Below are 19,521 nucleotides of genomic sequence, written 5' to 3'. Positions count from 1 at the left end.
TATGAATCAAAATACATACTACATAATAGGAGGAATTGCAATCGTTTTTACCATATATATAATTTTTGTAATCACTTACGCTAGTAAAAGAAAGAAAAAACAATTAGAAAAATTTGACAACCTAAAACCTTTAAACAAAAACGAAAAAAATGCCTTAGTCTTTGGTGCAATACTTTCTTACCACAGAGGCGAAGATATCTTAGAAATTAAACCTAAAGATTCAATTGACACCTATAAAAACGGATTAAGAGATTCTTGGGAAATATCAACTAAAGAAGAAGCTATTCAAACAATTAGTGCATTAATTTCACTTGAAAGAAGTCAAGAATTTGATAAATATCTATTAAATCCTTCGGAAGATTTAACCAAGATAGAAAAGAAAATAGCAAAAGGCTTAAAATTAGAACTAGGAGAAATACAGCAAGTAAAATCAACTTTTTCTTGGGATATTTGTAGAGCAGTATCCTTAGCAAAATGGTGTTTTTGGTGTGATTATTTAACAGAAGAAGAATGTTGGAACTTTATTAATCAAGCAGTTAATACAGCACAAAATTTAGGTTCAAATTGGAAAGATTATACCATTTCATTTTTATTAGGAAGAACAATGCAAGGTTTTGATTTAGACGATGTAATTATAGAATCTGAACAACTTTTAAGTGGTAAAAATTTACTTGGAAAAAAAGAATTTTTAACTGTTTATTCAAAATTCCCGTACAAATAATAACAACTTATAGCATTAAAAATTATTATGAAACACCTTATAATTAAATCGATTATAACATGACTAAAAGAAAGCTATCATTAGTAATGACTATATTGGCTATGTTTTTAACTATTTTAAATTTTGACTTTGCTACTTTCAATATTGAATCAAAAAGCACTTGGATTTTTATAAGCGCTTCAATACTTCTTATTATATCGATCGTATTACTATTTATCAACAAAAATAAAACTATAAAAATTGAAGAAAAAACCAAATAAATTAGGTGCGAAAAAAAGTGTAAAATTTACTTTGACAATCGTTGTTGTACTGTTTTTGATAGAAATAAGTTATTCTTTTTTTAAAGGAACTTTTTTTCCCTTTATTTCAAACTAAAAGCTATTTATTAAATACACAAAAATGTCTTTAAACGTTAAAAAATAGTCCGTTCGAATGATTTTTTTCCTGCTAATTATTTTTAATTAAAGATATATAAAATTAAAATCCCTTTTAAAAACATATTTTTAAAAGGGATTTCAGTTCAGTTTAGATACTTTTTTTTAAAGAACTATTTTAAAACAACCGCCTTTTCGATAAGGACATCAAAAACATAGCCTGCTCCGAAATCTTTATTCAAAATAACAGTTCCTTTTAGCGTAATAATATCGCCAATTTTTACGATTTCATTGCTGGTAACGGTAATATCATATTGCCCGTTCCCTGTTGTTCCGTCTTGTAAATGGATGAAATTAACACCCATAATTCCATTATTTACCTTTACAGCTTTCCCTTTAATAATAACCTCTTTATTCTGATATGCTTTTGGATTTTCAAAAAGTTGTGCAATTCGTATTCCATTAGTTGCTTTTTCTATATTAATTTTTGATTTTCCTGTAGTAGCATTTTTCTTAATCGTTTTATTCTTGATTTTCTTTTTTTCATCTCGAATACCTTGTGCAAAAATAACACGATCAAAAGTTCGCTTTAAGGTTTTACTTTCAAAATTTCTCATTTCCATTCCACCATCATAATAATAAGTAGCGCCTATTTTTACTTGTTTTCCAGGAACGGCAATCCAATATTGTTTTCCTTCTTCTTTCTCTTTTTCTGAAACTTTCAAGTAAACATAACCTCCAGCATTTATTTTTTCAAGTACAACCACTTGATGTGTATTTGAAGACATTACTTTTTCTTCTGTATTTTTTTCTACAACAACTTTTTCTGTTATAGATTTTGGCGTTATAGCTGTTGTATTTTCTGAGTTTTTACATCCTGTTAAAACACTTGTTATTACTAAAAAAATTACGGTAAAATACTTCATTATTCTTGTTTTGTTTTAAGGATAAAATTACAGTTTTTCGCTAAAATTAAGCTGATTTTACTAAGAGATTTTTTAGTACTTTTATCTTACAGAAAAACCTACAAAATAAATGAACGACAAACTACACCATCAAATTATAGATAATTACGATACCTTAAAATATGCCTTATTAAAAGCACAAACTTTTGATGAATCTCATTTTGGTTTTCCTGAAATTTATTATAAAATAATGGAAACCGATGCGCAAAGAGTCAACGCATTTAAAAAAGCTTTTGAGCTACATAATAACTTTAAAGATGCCGTAGTTTGTGAAATTGGCGTTGGTACTTTGCCACTAACAAAATTGTATATGCCATATGTTAAAAAGGCATATTTAATTGAAAACAATCCCGATTTAATTCCTTTTATCAACAAAGAGATTGAAAAATACGATTGGAAAGATAAAGTAGAAGTTATTTATGCCGATGCACTTACCGTCAATTTACCCGAAAAAGTAGATCATGTTATTGGTGAATTAATGAGTATTTATTGTGCGAATGAATTTCAGGTGCAAATTTTTCAACATATGCGTCAGTTTTTAAAATCGGATGGTAAATTATTCCCGAATAGAATTGTGAATTTCGCAAGATTATGCGAGGCTGAAATAGATGAAAATGTACAACATTATCCTGTTATGTTTACAAGGCATCAACCGATGTTTTTATCGCAACAATTTTTAGCCAATGAAATTGAATTATTAAAAGAAAAAAAAGAAGGTGTACATTTAAGTTTTTCAGTTCCTGCTTTATTTTCAGGTACAATTAATGCCTTATATTTAGAATCGTATGTAGAAGTTACACCTGGTGCTAATTTTACAGGTACAGATAGTTTAATGCCTCCTACGGTTTTAAAAACCACCAATACTTTAAAAGTTAAAGCAGGTGATTTAATACATATCGATTTTAGTTTTAAATACGGCGATTCTCTTGATAAAATTAGCTGTATACTTTCTTAATTTTTCAGCTAGATTTTTCTCAGGAAATATTATATCTTTGTAACCTCTTTAAACATTGTTTTAATAAATTTAACATTTGAGTTTTTTAAATAATAAATCAGAATTTAATTTAGAAGGGGCAAAGTTGTTAATTGAAAACAGTCTTTTTGCTCCAAGCGTACATTGTTCTTATTACGCTGTTTTTCAAAAACTAAAGCACCAATACATTATAAAAGAAGACATTACTTATGATGACTTAAGTGATAGGATAATGGCAGACAAAAGAAACACACATAAATATGTTATTGAGGAGTTTTGTAACTTCATTCAAGATAGATATAAAAAAAGAGAAATTAAGAATAAGATAAACGATTTAAAAGCTTTTAGAATACAATCAGACTATGAAAATTTAGAAATAAATCATAGTATAAGTAGTTTTGCATTAACTAAAAGCGAAACGTTATTAAAAGAACTAAAGACTATATAAAATTATGAACTCAATCGAATTAGTAAAACAAGAGTTACAGGAATTATTTTCTTTAATAGATGGAATTGAAATAAGATATGAATTTAAAAAAAGTACTTTTACACATTTTGTTGAGGTAAAGCCGTTAGATTTATTTAGCACAAATAATGTATATATTGATAAAGAAATATCATTAGAAGAAAAATTCTCTGAGTTATTTCCAAGTGAAGATTTAGTCTTTATTTCCGAAGATTCTTTATCTAAAATTGAAAATCCATTATTAACATTATCACCTATTAAAATAGTTTATAAACAAGAAAAACAATTATTTTACACAATTGATGAACCCTTGAATAATTTTCAAATGGACATTAATAATGAACTTAATTTTGCATCAGCTGCTTAGTATAAATAAAAAAATATGGAAAATTCAGGATTTCAATTTAATGGGTTTTTAATAAAAAAAACTAAGATAGAAATAGATAATACAGAAAATTTAAACTTATCTATTAAATTTAAACCTTCAGGTACTTTAAACAAAAACAAAACTACTTTTAAATTAGTTTTAGACGTTATTATTACAGAAAAAACAAGCAAATTAAATATTCAAGTTCAATCAGAAGGCGTATTTACGTATCGTAATTTAACTGAGGAAAAATTAAATCAATTTTTGTATTTAAACGCACCAGCTATATTATTCCCATATATTCGGTCGTATATAACCAGTTTAACAGCTCTTTCTGGGATTAGTCCTGTTATTTTACCTACTTTAAATTTAAGTAGTCTTAAAGATGATTTGAAAAATAATGTTACTATAATAGAATAGTATTTATTAAGATACTATTTCAATATCAAAACCAATAATATCTCTAACGCCTTTTTCAGCTAAATTTATGGGCTGAATAGGCGTTACATAATGCCATAAATCAGTTCCAAATTCTTTTTCTTCGCCAGTATCTGCTTGAAAAGCAAATTCTCCTTCTTCTAAAACTGTATTAAAAATCAAGTCTTTTTTTTCTGAAATAGCTTCAAAAATTTGAGTTTCTCCACCTAAAATATTCGTTCTATTGATAACCAAAGCAGACACAATATATTTTGCACCATCTTCATGAACACCTTCTGGAGAGTTTTCTCCTTTTATCTGAACATCAGAAATTGTGCGCATAAAATGACTCGTAACTTTTATCTTTTGAGTAGTTGGATGAATTTCACTTATCAAAAGAAATACTTGTTTTAAAAGGCTTTTAAATAATTCATTTTCTACGGATGCTTTTGATGCTTGTTTAAAAACACGTTTCCAAACTCTAAAATCGGATACATCTTGTTTAAATGATTTTGCTTCAATACGTTTTACATCTAAATTATCAGTTTGTTTTTCTGATGATTTCTGTGATGATTTTTCTACGGATTTCTCAACTGTAAAAGAAGAAATATTTCGTTGTCTTGTAATTTTAGAAAGGATTAAAAATTCTTTCTTTTGATTTTCTGATAATTTATCAATCCAAGGATTTAAAACACTTTTTGATAACTTTCCTTCAAAATAAGCCTGATGTATTTTTTCTAAAGAAATTCTATCTTCTATAAAAATTGACTTTAAAAATGCCATTTGATTATTTTTAACCAAATACACATCATCCATTAAATCAGTATCAAAAAAAGGTTTAAAAGATACTATAAAATCAGCTTTATTAATGGCTAAATCGGTTAACGAACCAATACGAATTGGCGCTTTTATAGTTCGTTTTAATTGTTCGGATATCTCTTTTTCTGTAATCATTTTATAACGTTTCTTCGGCTTCTTGAAACATCAAATACTTTTCCACTGTTTTATTTATTGGCGGTATATCTTGTTCAATAATAGTGATTAATAATTCTTTTGTTATCGGAGCAATTGCAATAATTCTGTTTGCTTGATATTCAATTATTTTTTCAAAAAGATTTCTTGCTACACGAGCATTTCCAAAGTTTTTATCCTTTTTTTCGTAGAGTTTTTCAAAGATAAATAAGAGTTTTTCTTTGGCATCAGCAGCTAAAACAAAATCGTTCTTTTTACAAAAAAGCTCAAAAATAGCTACCAATTCTGTCGGTTTATAATGATCAAAAGTAAAATACCTATTAAAACGAGATTGTAATCCTGGATTTGAATTGATAAAACTTTTCATTTCATCAGGATATCCAGCTACAATAACCACCAATTCTTTTCTGTGGTCTTCCATTTTTTTCAGCAATACTTCAATTGCTTCGTTTCCAAAATCTTTTTTAGCATCTTTTGCCAACGCATATGCTTCATCAATAAATAAAACACCATTTAACGAAGCGGTTACAATTTCTTCAACTTTTAAAGCCGTTTGCCCAACATAACCCGCAACCATTCCGCTACGGTCAGTTTCTATTAAATGCCCTTTTTCTAAATAGCCTAAATGTTTGTATATTTTAGAAATTAAACGTGCTACCGTAGTTTTTCCTGTACCTGGAGGTCCCATAAATACAGAATGCAAGGAATTATTTACACTTTTTAATCCTTCGACTTCTCGTAATTTTTGAACTTTTAAAAAATTCGATAATTCAGCAATTGCGCCTTTAATATTATCCAAACCTACCAATTGATTCAATTCCTCTAAAACTTCTTCTAAAGTCTCATTTTCATCAATCTCAACCTCTTTTACGCCTTGTAATTTTTCCTTCGGATGCTGTAATTTATCGTTTATCTTTTTAAGAATTTCTTGTTCTTCTTCAGATACTGTTCCATCTACTTTTGCAATTAAAGAAGCAATTCGATATAAAAAAGCAGCTGAATTTGAAAAATGTGGATTCTTTAATCGCTTTAAAATTAGCGGTAATAAAAACTCATTTTTGTAGGTATCTCCTAAATCAAAAAGAGTGGCTTCTTTTATAATTTCGATATTTTTATCAAAACTATCTGAAGCAACAAATTCATTTATTCGGGCGATACTTAAACTACTTATAATATCGTTTCCTTGTAATTTTTCAAACAAAAAAGCTAATAAAAATTTAATTCTTAGGGTTGCTATTTTATTTTCTTCACTTGTTAAATTACAAACCTTATTAAAAACTTTAATAATATCTTGTAATATGATGTGTTCGGCTGTAAATTTTACGGCATCATCAGTTTTAGTTACAATATCATTAATTACTGATAAAAACCGTTTATTATTATTTAAATCGTCTGCTAAATTTTGAATTTTATCACCTTCATTTTTTAAAATTTCTAAAAAAGAAGCATCAATATCAAAATTAGTAGCACTACTTTCTTTTTGATTCACAAAGCGTTTAAATTTATCAGTAAAAGAAGCTAAATTTTTCTTTTCTTCATTTACTGATAAACCTAAATCACTCACCAAATTTCTTATTAATGATAAATGTTCTTTATCAAAAGAAAGAAATTCGTCATTTTTTAAAGTCGTAATTTCTAATAAATACGTGTTACTTTTTGTGTGAATATGTTTTGAAGTAATTACAAAATCGAAATCATTGCTATTTTCCTTTGACGAATAAAGCAATAATAAATCTTCATCTTTAATTTTCAGTTTTGAAAAATCCGCAGAAATAGCAATTATTTTTAAAGGATTTACCAATTTCCCTTTAAAAAAATAAGACGTATTTTCTAAAGATAATTTCTTAAAAAACAGGTCGATTATTTTATACGATTTTGTACTATTCATAGACTATTTATTATTAATTTTTTGAATCTATTGCCATCATTGCATCTTCTACTTGATGCACTAATTCATCAAAATGAGGCAATCTTTTAGTTTCTCTATTTCGTTGAAAAGGCAAATCGACATTAATATGTTTTACAAAATTTGATGGTGCGTGTTTCATGATATAAATATCATCGGCTAAATACACGGCTTCCTGAATATCATGTGTTACAAACAAAATAGTTGGGCTAAATTTCTCCCAAATATTGATTAATAGATCTTGCATTTGTAACCTTGTTTTAACATCTAAAGCTCCAAAAGGCTCATCCATCAATAAAATTTCTGGATTCGACATTAAACTACGTGCAATTGCTATTCGCTGTAACTGTCCTCCTGATAAGTTTGGATATTGCGCATATTTTTTTTGATGCCCATCTAAACCGACCAATTGAATCATTTCCATAGCACGTTCATCACGTTCTTTTTTAGAAATTCCTTCAAATTTTAATGCCAAACCAACATTGTCTAAAACGGTCATCCAAGGTAAAGAAGAATATTGCTGAAAAACCATACTCACCCTATTTTGTTTACTAACAGGTTGCCCTTTTACTAAAATACTTCCTGATGTTGGTTCTTGCAAACCTGCAATATATCTTAATAAAGTAGATTTCCCACAACCTGACATTCCTAAGATAACGGCAAACTGCCCTTGCATTGGTTTGTCTTCAATTAGCAAATCTAAATTTTGAATAATTTTAGTTTGTCCGTTATTATACGACTGCTCAATATTACGTAATTCGATAAGATTAGCTGCCTGTGCGTTATCTGTAAATAGTAAGCTCATTGTTAACGTTTGTTTTTATTAATATGTTTGTAAGGAAACAATAGTTTATCTATAATTACAAATAATCGGTCTTGTATTACTCCGATAATAACAATGATTATTAATATTGCAAACGCCTTATCTATTCTACTTTGTCTTTTTGCTGTCCAAATTAATTCACCAATTCCACCACCTTTATTTAGCATTTCTACAATGGTAATATATGTCCAAGAAATTGCGGTTAATACTCGAATATCATCAATTAATTTTGAAAACACATACGGCATATATACCGATTTTATGGTTTGCCATGGTGTTGCTCCTAAAGTAAACACCGTGTTTAAATATACTTTTTGAACCTGGTCAATTCGTTGAACCACCACAGGAATTAAATAAACGATAATACCAAAAGCTAAAAAACTGACTTTCATTTGACTTCCTAAACCTAGCCACATAATAAAAATTCCTGTTACGGCGGTTAGCGGAATAAAACGATATGAATCAATTATTTTGCTAAACAAACCTCTAAAAAGTGGCACTAATCCTAAGAGAAAACCTACAGGAATTGCAATAATAATTGCTAGTAAATATCCTAAAACATTTAATTTAATCGATAAAAAAGTATTTCCAATAACATCATCATCTTTATTTAATTCAGGAAAAGCTTTGATTACTTTTATTGGCGAAGGTAAAATAGGATATACTTTATTTTTAACTAAACCGAATTGGGTTAAATCTTGAATACTTTTTGTTTCTAAAAGTGTGTAATTAGCCACTAAAAGGGAATCGCTTTCGTAGTATTTTCTATGTTCTTCGGATAAAGAAGTAGGTGAGATCGTGTCGTTTTGGGTGATGATTGTTTTAGATAAAACTTCCGCTAATAAAAACCAAAACAAAATAAGAATTACGCTTCCCAAAATGGTTAGCGTAATTTTTTCTTTCGATGTGAGTTCTCCTCGTAACTCGAATAATTTTTTATAATTCATTAGTCTACAACTAATTCAAAATCGGTTCTTCTATTTTTAGCCTGACAGCTTTTATTCTGATTTCTCTCGCAACCAGCAATTGGTTTATCAGGACCATTTCCTAAAATGATAAATCTATTTTTAGGCATATTATGTTGATCGATTAAATAATTAGCCACCGACTGAGCTCTTCTTCTAGAAAGTAACACATTAGAACTTCTTCTTCCAACATTATCAGTATTCCCTTCAATACGGATGCGTGTATTTGCAAAAGCTTTTGCTATTGGCGTAAATTGTACGTCTATTAATTGCTTTGCATTATCGCTTAAAATAAACTGACCAGTTCTAAAACTGATACTTACTTTTTTTGATGATAAAGAGGCTTTTTTAGCTAATTTATCATTGGCTTTAGAAAATTGTTTTTCTTTTTCTGAAACATGATTTGCTCCTGTTAAAGAAGTTGTTTTTGTTACTAAATCTTTTGTAGAAAGTAATCTCCAACTTTTAGCTCCTGAAGTATTGTATCCTAAATTTTGATACTTTACTTTCATTTTATTATATAAATTCTCTCCTGTTACACCGTTGTAATTAGTATTTAATCCGAAGAAATTTTGATTATCGCCATGGGTCGCTAAACGTACATTATTAATCGCATCATAACAAAAATCTTCAGGTTGCGATAAACCTTCAGCTAAAATTTTAGCGGCTTTCTTTTTATTAGCATCCGAATTATTTAATTCAGAAGCTCCAATCATCCAACCTTCGTATAATTCTCTTAATTGTTCTTTATTATTTTCGATAAAATCTTTTTTAGCGACAAAAACATCTGCAATAATATGCGTTGCATTTTTAGTACTTTCTAAAACCCTAGCTCCTGCTACTTTTTGAACACAATCAGCATCATCCGGGCTCCAAACAACAGCTGCATCAACAGTTCCACTTTTAAAAGCATCGGCAGCATCAATAGCACTTGGTACTTCTATAATTTTAACATCTTTTACACTAATATCTCCAGCTTCTAATAACCAAATTAAAAACGAGTGCGATGGTGTCATTGGTGCTACTGCAATTTTCTTACCTCTTAAATCGCTTACTTTATTAATTCCTCTACGTGCAACAATGGCATCTCCTCCACGACTCCAATCCGCTTGAAAAACAACTTGCGGTTGATATTGCGATAATCCTGCAACTTCGGTAGGAAAAGCATCAATAGTTGCCCACATTAAATCGATATCGCCATTTTTAAAAGCATCACGAGAAGCATCAAAATCATCAATTACTTTAAAATTTACTTTAAATCCGTAATCTTTATAAAATCGAGAATTTGTATTTGCTTTAAACCCTTCATTAAAATACTGTCCACCAGCATAACCTCCCCAAGTAACAACTCCGATATTCAGTACATCTTGATACCCTTCTTTAGTTTCTGAATTATCAGCACTTGCAGTTACTTCATTTATTTTATCTTTAACCTTCGGATCTCTTAGTTTATTTAATAAGAAATAAACACCGCCAATAATTACTGCAACGATTAATATTTTGGATAATGGAGTTAATTTTTTTCCTGCCATAATTTATTTTTTTACTAGTTGATATTTTTTTAATTATAAATATTTAAAAGTTGAATAAATCAGTATATTGATTATTATGATTTTTATTTTTCTTTAAAGTTGGTGCATCTAAATCTACACTGTGGCTATCATTTACTAATAAATCTTTTTGATTTCCAAGGATTAAAGAAACCCCTTCTTTTTCCCATTTATCTAATAAATCTAAACCTTCTTCTTCAAAAATTCCGTTTTGTAAATCGATAGAATCCATAAAACCGTTAGACATTTCCATGAAACGTTCCATTTCGCCAATTTTCATGCTCACATCATCAGCAATTGCTTCTAAAGCTCTATCAAACATTTCTTTTTTATCGTTGTTCCCAGAAATAATATTCATTGCCGATTTCATAGCAGAATGACTCGCACGTATTGCCTTACGTTCTTGTTCTTTTACCAGTACTTGGTCTTCAATATCTTCGACTAAAATTTCAGAATTTTCATACATTTTTGTTAATACTCTGTATAAAATTTCCATTTTTCTGTACAACTCATCTAGCTTTAAATTAGATTCTCTTAATCTCCCTGCTTTACGAGATTTCAGAATCATAATTCCTTTTTTATCTTTTTCTTTTGCCGCACTTGCAAGCTTTAAATTGTTATTGATATTCTTTTTATTCTCATTCATTATTTGCTGTAGCCTTCTCATTTGACCTTTTAAAACAGCAATTTGTTTGTTCATTTTCTTTAAGTTATCTTTTAAATCATCAATATAACTTTTTAAAATTCCTATCGGATCAATTAAAATAAACAAACCTGTAATCCATCGCATAAACGATTTGTACATGTAAAAAATAAGGTTACGCATTTTAGGATCTAAAATCATATAAATTAACGCTCCTAAACCTGCTAAAAGTAATCCTAAATGTAAGGTGTTTTCAACAATATTAATAAGATAAGGCAATGCTTTGTATAAAAAATACATACTCCCTCCTGCTAATAAAGCTGTAAAAAACATTCCTGTTTTTCCTTCTGGTTTTTCCCAAAAAGATTTGGGTGTAAAATTTTCCATTCTTTTATTTTATGTATTCTTTTATTTTTTGAGCATCTTGCTCTATTTGTGTTCTTAAATGCAAATAAGAAATTTTAAAATCATTTTGAGTTTTAGTAATCTTATGACTACTATCAGCTATCAATTTTTTTAATTCTTCTATTTGATTTTGATGCGTTGTAATTTCGTTTGTTAACTGCTTTATTTTTGCTGATTTTTCGTTAACAACCGCTTCAAACTGGGTAATTTCCTTTTGTTTATTTCCTACTTTAGCGACCAATTGCCCTTCAAAAGCTTTTGTAAAAGTTTTATTTTCAGTATCTAAAACACCAATATAATGTTTTATAGTTTCTAATAAACTTGGTAAAGTTGCGCCCATTGTAGAAGCTGCCGCATAGGTTGAACGGTATTTTGTAGCCTCATCCATTGGAATTTTATCTAAAGCTTTTAAGGCTTTTTTAAACTCTAAATAATCAAAACCATCTAAATTATTGTTTTCAATTGCAGCTAATAATTTTTCTACAATAGCAGCATCAACACTACCTGTAACATTACTATTTATAGTGGTTGATTTATTTACTGTATTTATTTCTGCGGATTTTTTAGCTGATACCGCTTGTTTTTTATCTTCTTGCTTGTTCTCTTTTTCACTTTCATCTTCAGTAAAAAATAGCGATTTTAAATTTTTTAACATAGTTACTCTAGTTTTAACAAATTTAAAAAAATTAACCAATTATAAGAGCCTTTATCTTTTTTGATTATTTTCTGATTACTTTACCAACTTATTCCATCCTAATTTTAAAACTACCAATAGCACTAAAAATATGGCTATAAGCTGTGTAAAACTTCCTATAAAAAACACACCTATAATTGCTTTTTGAATAAAATACGTAATTAAAAAAGTGATGATTAAAATGATAAACAGCCCTGATAATTTATCAAAACCAGGAATTGCTTTTAAAGGAACTGTTTTTTTAATAATTAACAGCAACAATATCATGGCTATTATTGGTAAGTAATACGTGATTAATTGAAGTTGCAGTAAATTTTTACGCAAAAAGAAAAAATTATAAACAACCAAGATAATAGCTAAAATTCCAGGTATCGCCAAAGCATATATTAAAATACTATACACATATAAAATTGGCGATTTAGGGCGAATCATATTTGAAAATAAAAGACCTAATAATGTCAGTAAAAGTAACGTTATATAGTAATTTATTATCGTATTTGAATTATTACTAAGGATGTTTATAAGATCATATACTGTCATGTTTTGAATATTTTTTTTCTGATGTATCACTGATTTACAAATGTATAAGAATAATATTCTTGATGCTTATTTTACATAAAAAATATCTAACACATCATTAAAGATTACATTTTGATTACATTTGAACTAAAATTCAAAACGATATTTTATGGAAGGACTCTTATTTATAATCGTCTTACTCTGTTTATATTTTATCAATAAAAATATAAACACAAAATTTGAACAACTCAATAAAACAATTGCTGATTTACAAAAAAAAGTTTTTTCAAAAGATACCGTTACAGTTCATAAAAATGTAGCATCCGAAGAAGAAAAAATTGTAATTCCTGAAGTAATTAAAACAGTAGCACCAATAATTCCTACTCCTAAAAAAGAGGAAATTATAATAACACCTTCTGTTACTAATTCTTTAAAAACAACACCTGTTTTAGAGGATAAAAAAATAGCAAAACAAACGATACAGCAAACCAAAGATCAGGCTGTAAAATCAATTCCTGAAAAATCATTTTTTGAAAATTTTAAAGAAAAAAACCCTGATTTAGAAAAATTCATCGGTGAAAACTTAATTAATAAACTAGGAATCTTAATTTTAGTATTAGGAATTAGTTTTTTCGTAAAATATGCCATCGATAAAGATTGGATAAACGAACCTGCAAGAGTTGGAATTGGCGTTTTATGTGGTTCATTAATTATGGCAATTGCACATAAATTAAAGAAAAATTACACCTCTTTTAGTTCGGTTTTAGTAGCGGGAGCAATTAGTATTTTTTACTTTACTATTTATATTGCTTTTCATGAATACGAGTTATTTAGTCAAAGCGTAGCTTTTGCTATTATGACGGTAATAACCATTTTTAGCACCCTAGTTTCGGTTTCTTACAACAAGCAAGAACTAGCTGTTTTATCGTTAATTGGTGGTTTTGCAGCACCATTTATGGTAAGTACTGGCGAAGGAAATTACGTAGTATTATTTACTTACATCGCTATTTTAAATATCGGAATGCTAGTGATTTCTTACTTTAAAAAATGGCGTGTTTCAACTGTTTTATCTTTTATATTTACAACAATATTATTCGGAAGTTGGTGTAATTTAAAAATAGGTAGCAATACCTTTTCACACACAGGAGCTTTAATTTTTGCAACCTTATTCTATTTTATATTTAGCATTACTATTGTTTTAAATAACCTTCGAAATAAAGGAAAATTCTCTGACATAGAATATTTTATTTTAGTAGCAAATACCTTTATCTTTTTTGGTTTAGGAATGTTAATTTTAAATGATTTAGCATCAAATTTAACAGGATTATTTACGTTACTATTAGCGCTTTATAACATTACTTACGCTACTATTTTATATAAAAAATTCGGATTAGATAAAAATGCTATTTACTTATTAATCGGACTTGCTTTAACTTTTGTTACCTTAACAATTCCAATTCAATTTGAAGGTAATATTATTACACTTTTCTGGGCTTTGGAAGCTGTTTTATTGTTTTGGCTATCTCAAAAATCAAAAATAGACACCTTTAAAATTGGTGCAATTGCCGTACAAATATTAACCCTTATCAGCCTATTTTTAGATTGGGACAAATACAGCTTTACAAAAGATTTAAACGTTATTTTAAATCCGTTATTTATTGCAGGTTTCGTGGTTAGTTGTTCGTTATTTTTAACCTATTGGTTATTAAAAAAAGCTCCAAAAACCGAAATAAAACAGCTTCTAGTTAGCAGCCATTCTTATGCTAATTTTATTTTGATAATTGCCATTTTGGCTAGTTATTTTACAGGAATTTTAGAAACTAATTACCAAGCAAATCAGTTTTTAGCAAATATTTATTCTGCCCTATCTTTTTCTGTAACCTATCATTTTATTTTCATTTCGGTACTTATTTATACAACAAGCACTTTAAAAAACAACCTTTTTACAAAAGCAATACTGTTAATAAGTTGCATTTCTATACTAAGTTACATTTTGTTTTTTTACAAATTACCAGCAAACGAATTGATTGAAAATTTCTTAGAAAACACGAATACTTCCTATGCTTTTTACTTTCATTATATCATTTTAAGTTGTTTAATTTATTTTGGATATCAATTATATAAGACATCCGATTTATTATTTAAGATAAAACCAAAACAACGTAAATGGTTACCTTGGATATTTACTTTTGCTATTGTCTATATTTTAAGTAATGAAGTAATGATACATGGTTTACATCTTTCAAATACAATTGATACAGTAGTATTATCTGAAAAATTTACGGAATCAGAAAATGATTTTTACGATAAAAATATTTTTGTACGCAGCCAAATATCAGCGACAAAAACACAAATTATTAAAATAGGATATCCAATACTTTGGGGAGTTTTTTCTTTTATCTTTTTAATTATTGGGATTAAAAAACAATGGAAAAACTTACGAGTAATCGCACTTTCTTTACTTGGATTCACTATTTTAAAACTTTTTATCTACGATATTAAAAACGTTTCAGAAACAGGAAAAATTATTGCTTTTATATTATTAGGAGTTTTAATATTGATAATTTCTTTTGTGTATCAAAAATTAAAAAAATTAGTTATTGATGAAAAAACAGCTAAAAATGATATTGAAAATGACGCTAAAAAAAACCATCAAGATGAAAAAATATAGTTTATTAATTAGCTTATTCGTTTCTCTTACTACTTTTGCTCAAAATTATACAGGTAGTATTCATCCGATAAATGAAAACGGTTTGCATAAAATAATGCTACCTCTAAAAGTTAGAGCTGTTAGCAACGAAAATTACAATTTTTTAAGAATTAAAGACTCTTTAAAAAATGATGTTCCGTATGTTTTAATTTATAATAATGATAAAAAATTCTCAACCTTTGAGCAACTTAAAATAGCATCAAAAAATGTTATTAAAGATTCTGTAACCTCAATTGTAATAGAAAATAAATCGGCAGAAAAACTAGCTAAATTTACGCTTAAAATTGCCAATACAAAAATCAGAAAAAGCTATAACATTTACGGAAGTGATAATGGTTCTGACTGGTTTGGGCTGATTTCTAATCGTATTTTATCGCCTAAAAACGCACCTAAAAAAACAGCTTCAGGAAAAATATTTTTAGAGCAAACTATTCATTTTCCTTTAAATACCTATCCATTTTTACGCATTAATTTTGATGATAAAAACTCCTTACCCATAAATATTTTGGAAGCTGGAATTTATAAAAGTAAAATTTTTACTCAAAATGCGATTCAAATAAATCAATACAAACAAGAATTAATTGCTACCGAAAAAAAGAAAAAAGTTACACAACTTAAATTTACGGCTGAAAATTCGCATAATATCAATAGTATTTCTTTTAAAATTGATTCCGATTTTTTTCTAAGAAATGCTAAAATACTTGTAAAAAGAGAACGAAAAATTAAAAAACGTGTAGAAAGCTACACCCAAACTATTGCATCGTTTAAACTAAATTCTAAAAATAAAAATTCGTTTACCTTTAATAATTTAAATGAAAAAGAATTTATTATCGAAATTGAAAATAAAGATAATCCTGCTTTAGCAATAGAAAATATTCAATTCTTTCAGAAGCCAATCTATTTAATTGCTAATTTGAAGAAAGCAACTAATTACAAAATAATAGTTGATTCCACTTTAACAAAACCGTCATACGATTTAGGAAATTTCATTTCATCGACTACAAAAAACATTGCTGAAACAAATATTACATCGTTTTCTAAAAACAAAAGCAAAGCCGTATCGCCTAAAAATATACCTTTTTGGCAAACCACTATTTTTATGTGGATTTGTATTCTTTTAGCTTCTTTAGGGATTATTTATTTTGCATTTAAACTGATAAAAGATATTGATAGTCAAGAAAAAAAACAATCTTAAAAAATTTAAGAACCTGTTTAAATTTTAGTCAATAAAATATTATTACAAAAGTTCACAAATAATCTGTCAGTTCAAGTAATTTTTTAGCATCAAAAGGAATCAAAATAAAATTCTCGATACAATTTTAATTCCTTCTAGTAATTAAAATCACTCGAATTGACAAAATGGTGGCAAATCAGGATGTGAAACTGACATTTAAAAGTTTAATTCTCATTCAAAAAAGTGACCATTTTATCAGGAAAATCAGTAAAACCGCCATCAATATTCGCTTCAAAAAATAATACCTGCATCATTTGTTCAAACGAAGAAAACTCGTCTAAACTATCGGCTCTAAAAGTATACGGATGTACTTTTAAGCCGAGCTGATGCGCCTTTAAAACTAAGTTTGTAAAGGTAAATTTATCGGCTACTTTATCGGCTAAAATTTGCTTATACCACGGTCCTATTCCATCGGCATAAGTTGCAAAATGTTCTAATTTTTTAACTTGCTCATCAAATTCTATTAACTGCACTAAAAACAAATCCGATTTTAGTTCTTTTCGAATTCTTTCTAATTCCTTGGCATCAAAACATTGAAAAATACAAGCATCTTTTTTGGTTTTATATCCATAATCAGAAAGAATATTTAGAGTTATTTTAGCGATATCTTTTCCATTTTTATGATGAAAATCAGGATTTTTTATCTCTGGATAAATTCCAATATTTTTATTTGTACTATAATTTAAACCTTGAATAAGTTCAATTTCTTGTTGTAAAGAATGAAGTTTAAAATTTCCTTTTCCTTTAGGAAATCGCTTTGGATAAAATTGTTTTTGTGTTTTGGTATCAAACCGTTCGGTTACTTGTAATTGCTGTAATTCATCAAAAGTAAAATCGATTACATAATACCGATTATCCGCTCTTTTTTTATCAGGAAAAACAAGCGCAACATTGGTTACATCATCTAAATAAATATCGTGAATAACAATTGGAACATTATCTTTACTTAGTACCAAATCTTGCTCAATATAATCAGGATTCATAGCATACGCCATTGCTTTAGCCTCCATGGTATGTTCGGGTAAATATCCTGATGCACCACGATGTGCAATTACTATTTTAGGTGATTTCATCTTTTTAATACTCGTTTTGTCTACCTTATTACATCCGAAGATAAAAAAGCAAAGAATAAATGTATAATAATATTTCATCGTCTATAAATATACCTGAATTGTTAAAGAAATCATGGTGAAAATTGTTAAAATAACAACCAAAGGAAGTGCAAATTTCAGCCATCTATCATAACCAACTTTTACAATTGCCAAAGAGGCTAAAATTAATCCTGTTGGATTTATAAACGAAAATAAACCCATTCCGTATAAATAAGTATTGACAATAATTTCACGCCCAATACCAACCGTATCGGCTAGTGGCGACATTATCGGCATGGTTAAAACCGCCATTCCTGACGAACTTGGAATAAAAAATGATAAGCCCGAATAAATAAACAATAACACGTTTGCAAAAATTCCTTTTGGCATTCCTGTAGTAAATTCACTAGCGTTTTGTAAAATAGTATCGCTAATTAATCCTTGTTCCATCAATATTGAAACCCCTCGTGCGATTCCAATAATAAACGCAACACCCAACAAATCATTTGCGCCTTTTATAAAGGTTGTTACAAAATTTTCTTCCTTCATTTTGGCTAAAAAACCAATAAGAATTGCCCCTACTAAAAAGACCACAGTCATTTCTTCAAACCACCATTCTAAACGAGAAACTCCGTAAATCATTACTACAAAACAAAGCGTAAAAACAGTTAATATAATACGCAATCTTCCTGTTAAAACATGGGTGTCAGAAGTACTACTTCCAAAGATATTTTCAATCATTTCTTTTTGGTCGTAAATAATTGATTTTGTCGGATCTTTTTGAACTTTATTAGCATAACGTAAAATATAAATAACACAAATAACAATTCCACAAACCAGCATTAATAACCTTCCGGCAAAACCTGTTGTCCAGTTAATTCCTGCCGCATCCGAAGCAATAATCACACTAAACGGGTTTACTGTTGAACACATAGTTCCAATAGACGAACCTATATAAACACAGGCTAAAGCAACAATAGCATCGTATCTTGCCGCCAAAAATATAGGAATCAAAATAGGGTAAAAAGCAATGGTTTCTTCTGCCAATCCGAAGGTAGTTCCACCCGCCGCTATTAAACTTATTACCACAAAAATTAACCAATATTCTTTCCCTTTTAATTTTTTTGCCAGCCATGCAATTCCTGCATCAAAAGCACCCGTAAAATTCATAATTCCGATAACACCTCCTAAAATCAACACAAACAAAATAATGTCTGACGATTGGGTAATTCCTCTTATTGGCGATTTAAAAAAAGCCAAAACTCCTTGAGGTTGCGCAGGTAATTCGGTGTAAGTTCCTGGCACACTAATCGGTTTAGAAATATCGCCATTTGTAAATTTTTCTAAAGGAATTTTAATCCCTAATTCCGCTAATGATTCTTGAGTTGCAGGAAGTATTTTTTGTTCTTTTAAATGTGAATATGTAAACGAGTTACTACTTTTTTGATACTGCAAAGCATCAAATTTACCCGCAGGAATAAACCAAGTTAAAAGTGCCACCAAACCAGCTATTAATAACAAAATAGTATGCGGTGTAGGAAATTTAATATTTTTCAAAATGTAAAATTTTATTTTTGATAAAAGTAAAACAAATTCAAGACACAGACAGCCCTTGTTAGATAAATAATTATGAAACAAAAATTACAAAAAAGGTTTTTTCAAAAAGTAAAACAAAAATTAAATTTCGCTTAAAAAACATACCTTTACATTTACATTTTATCTTAAA

General features: G+C 28.3%; 18 protein-coding genes. 7 read left to right on the top strand and 11 right to left on the bottom strand.

Annotated elements, in window-relative coordinates:
* Position 1: 1 nt before the first annotated feature.
* Positions 2-721, top strand: a complete 720-nt coding sequence (locus DPIF8902391_RS03645; RefSeq protein WP_172505067.1) for a DUF1266 domain-containing protein — start codon at positions 2-4, stop codon at positions 719-721.
* Between the two features lie 547 nt (positions 722-1,268).
* On the opposite strand, the gene DPIF8902391_RS03640 is transcribed toward DPIF8902391_RS03645, so the two are convergent.
* The gene (locus DPIF8902391_RS03640; RefSeq protein ID WP_172505066.1) at positions 1,269-2,021 is read right to left on the bottom strand and encodes a DNA-binding protein; all 753 of its coding nucleotides are present in this window, start codon (positions 2,019-2,021) and stop codon (positions 1,269-1,271) included.
* A gap of 109 nt (positions 2,022-2,130) precedes the next feature.
* Between DPIF8902391_RS03640 and DPIF8902391_RS03635 the strand changes: the two genes are divergently transcribed.
* The 4 genes from DPIF8902391_RS03635 (at position 2,131) to DPIF8902391_RS03620 (ending at position 4,286) form a co-directional block, all read left to right on the top strand.
* Entirely contained in the window at positions 2,131-3,015 is an 885-nt protein-coding gene (locus DPIF8902391_RS03635) for an rRNA adenine N-6-methyltransferase family protein (protein WP_172505065.1), read from the top strand.
* 76 nt (positions 3,016-3,091) lie between these two features.
* A complete protein-coding gene (locus DPIF8902391_RS03630; RefSeq protein WP_058886008.1) occupies positions 3,092-3,481 on the top strand; it encodes a hypothetical protein in 390 nt (129 codons plus the stop codon).
* A 4-nt stretch (positions 3,482-3,485) separates the two neighbouring features.
* On the top strand, positions 3,486-3,866 hold the full coding sequence (locus tag DPIF8902391_RS03625; protein WP_172505064.1) for a hypothetical protein: 381 nt from the start codon (positions 3,486-3,488) through the stop codon (positions 3,864-3,866).
* A 15-nt stretch (positions 3,867-3,881) separates the two neighbouring features.
* Complete coding sequence (locus tag DPIF8902391_RS03620; RefSeq protein ID WP_058886010.1) at positions 3,882-4,286, top strand: protein-export chaperone SecB; 405 nt, start codon at positions 3,882-3,884, stop codon at positions 4,284-4,286.
* A 6-nt stretch (positions 4,287-4,292) separates the two neighbouring features.
* Here the strand turns inward: DPIF8902391_RS03620 and DPIF8902391_RS03615 are convergent, their stop codons facing one another.
* The 8 genes from DPIF8902391_RS03615 to DPIF8902391_RS03580 form a co-directional block, all read right to left on the bottom strand.
* Positions 4,293-5,237: a 2OG-Fe dioxygenase family protein gene (locus tag DPIF8902391_RS03615; RefSeq protein ID WP_172505063.1), complete on the bottom strand. Its 945-nt coding sequence runs from the start codon at positions 5,235-5,237 to the stop codon at positions 4,293-4,295.
* A 1-nt stretch (position 5,238) separates the two neighbouring features.
* Positions 5,239-7,143: an AAA family ATPase gene (locus DPIF8902391_RS03610; protein ID WP_172505062.1), complete on the bottom strand. Its 1,905-nt coding sequence runs from the start codon at positions 7,141-7,143 to the stop codon at positions 5,239-5,241.
* Between the two features lie 13 nt (positions 7,144-7,156).
* Entirely contained in the window at positions 7,157-7,966 is an 810-nt protein-coding gene (locus tag DPIF8902391_RS03605) for an ABC transporter ATP-binding protein (protein ID WP_172505061.1), read from the bottom strand.
* A gap of 2 nt (positions 7,967-7,968) precedes the next feature.
* Entirely contained in the window at positions 7,969-8,931 is a 963-nt protein-coding gene (locus DPIF8902391_RS03600; RefSeq protein ID WP_172505060.1) for an ABC transporter permease, read from the bottom strand.
* On the bottom strand, positions 8,931-10,481 hold the full coding sequence (locus DPIF8902391_RS03595) for a phosphate ABC transporter substrate-binding/OmpA family protein (RefSeq protein ID WP_172505059.1): 1,551 nt from the start codon (positions 10,479-10,481) through the stop codon (positions 8,931-8,933). The genes DPIF8902391_RS03600 and DPIF8902391_RS03595 overlap by 1 nt, the downstream gene beginning before the upstream one ends.
* A 43-nt stretch (positions 10,482-10,524) precedes the next feature.
* Entirely contained in the window at positions 10,525-11,529 is a 1,005-nt protein-coding gene (locus DPIF8902391_RS03590; RefSeq protein WP_172505058.1) for a PspA/IM30 family protein, read from the bottom strand.
* Between the two features lie 4 nt (positions 11,530-11,533).
* The gene (locus DPIF8902391_RS03585) at positions 11,534-12,202 is read right to left on the bottom strand and encodes a hypothetical protein (RefSeq protein ID WP_058886016.1); all 669 of its coding nucleotides are present in this window, start codon (positions 12,200-12,202) and stop codon (positions 11,534-11,536) included.
* Positions 12,203-12,277: 75 nt separating this feature from the next.
* Complete coding sequence (locus DPIF8902391_RS03580; RefSeq protein ID WP_101914168.1) at positions 12,278-12,673, bottom strand: hypothetical protein; 396 nt, start codon at positions 12,671-12,673, stop codon at positions 12,278-12,280.
* A 256-nt stretch (positions 12,674-12,929) separates the two neighbouring features.
* Between DPIF8902391_RS03580 and DPIF8902391_RS03575 the strand changes: the two genes are divergently transcribed.
* Both DPIF8902391_RS03575 and DPIF8902391_RS03570 read left to right on the top strand, forming a co-directional pair.
* Positions 12,930-15,431, top strand: a complete 2,502-nt coding sequence (locus tag DPIF8902391_RS03575; RefSeq protein WP_172505057.1) for a DUF2339 domain-containing protein — start codon at positions 12,930-12,932, stop codon at positions 15,429-15,431.
* Positions 15,418-16,665 (top strand): hypothetical protein, encoded by a 1,248-nt coding sequence (locus tag DPIF8902391_RS03570; protein ID WP_172505056.1) that lies wholly within the window; start codon positions 15,418-15,420, stop codon positions 16,663-16,665. The genes DPIF8902391_RS03575 and DPIF8902391_RS03570 overlap by 14 nt, the downstream gene beginning before the upstream one ends.
* A gap of 203 nt (positions 16,666-16,868) precedes the next feature.
* Here the strand turns inward: DPIF8902391_RS03570 and glpQ are convergent, their stop codons facing one another.
* Both glpQ and DPIF8902391_RS03560 read right to left on the bottom strand, forming a co-directional pair.
* Positions 16,869-17,855, bottom strand: a complete 987-nt coding sequence (gene glpQ / locus DPIF8902391_RS03565; protein WP_172505055.1) for a glycerophosphodiester phosphodiesterase — start codon at positions 17,853-17,855, stop codon at positions 16,869-16,871.
* Positions 17,856-17,858: 3 nt separating this feature from the next.
* The gene (locus DPIF8902391_RS03560) at positions 17,859-19,352 is read right to left on the bottom strand and encodes a YfcC family protein (RefSeq protein WP_058886021.1); all 1,494 of its coding nucleotides are present in this window, start codon (positions 19,350-19,352) and stop codon (positions 17,859-17,861) included.
* Positions 19,353-19,521: the final 169 nt, after the last annotated feature.

Source organism: Tenacibaculum finnmarkense genomovar ulcerans (genome assembly GCF_900239495.1).
Classification (GTDB): Bacteria; Bacteroidota; Bacteroidia; order Flavobacteriales; family Flavobacteriaceae; genus Polaribacter; species Polaribacter ulcerans.
Note: the sequence above shows the minus strand (reverse complement) of the source record. Positions and strands in the feature narration are given on the sequence as shown.

Coding starts and splice junctions, on each gene's coding strand:
- DPIF8902391_RS03605 (WP_172505061.1), bottom strand. CDS start 7,966: ATGAGCTTACTATTTACAGATAACGCACAGGCAGCTAATCTTATCGAA.
- DPIF8902391_RS03590 (WP_172505058.1), bottom strand. CDS start 11,529: ATGGAAAATTTTACACCCAAATCTTTTTGGGAAAAACCAGAAGGAAAA.
- DPIF8902391_RS03580 (WP_101914168.1), bottom strand. CDS start 12,673: ATGATTCGCCCTAAATCGCCAATTTTATATGTGTATAGTATTTTAATA.
- DPIF8902391_RS03640 (WP_172505066.1), bottom strand. CDS start 2,021: ATGAAGTATTTTACCGTAATTTTTTTAGTAATAACAAGTGTTTTAACA.
- DPIF8902391_RS03645 (WP_172505067.1), top strand. CDS start 2: ATGAATCAAAATACATACTACATAATAGGAGGAATTGCAATCGTTTTT.
- DPIF8902391_RS03600 (WP_172505060.1), bottom strand. CDS start 8,931: ATGAATTATAAAAAATTATTCGAGTTACGAGGAGAACTCACATCGAAA.
- DPIF8902391_RS03620 (WP_058886010.1), top strand. CDS start 3,882: ATGGAAAATTCAGGATTTCAATTTAATGGGTTTTTAATAAAAAAAACT.
- DPIF8902391_RS03585 (WP_058886016.1), bottom strand. CDS start 12,202: ATGTTAAAAAATTTAAAATCGCTATTTTTTACTGAAGATGAAAGTGAA.
- DPIF8902391_RS03615 (WP_172505063.1), bottom strand. CDS start 5,237: ATGATTACAGAAAAAGAGATATCCGAACAATTAAAACGAACTATAAAA.
- DPIF8902391_RS03625 (WP_172505064.1), top strand. CDS start 3,486: ATGAACTCAATCGAATTAGTAAAACAAGAGTTACAGGAATTATTTTCT.
- glpQ (WP_172505055.1), bottom strand. CDS start 17,855: ATGAAATATTATTATACATTTATTCTTTGCTTTTTTATCTTCGGATGT.
- DPIF8902391_RS03595 (WP_172505059.1), bottom strand. CDS start 10,481: ATGGCAGGAAAAAAATTAACTCCATTATCCAAAATATTAATCGTTGCA.
- DPIF8902391_RS03635 (WP_172505065.1), top strand. CDS start 2,131: ATGAACGACAAACTACACCATCAAATTATAGATAATTACGATACCTTA.
- DPIF8902391_RS03575 (WP_172505057.1), top strand. CDS start 12,930: ATGGAAGGACTCTTATTTATAATCGTCTTACTCTGTTTATATTTTATC.
- DPIF8902391_RS03610 (WP_172505062.1), bottom strand. CDS start 7,143: ATGAATAGTACAAAATCGTATAAAATAATCGACCTGTTTTTTAAGAAA.
- DPIF8902391_RS03570 (WP_172505056.1), top strand. CDS start 15,418: ATGAAAAAATATAGTTTATTAATTAGCTTATTCGTTTCTCTTACTACT.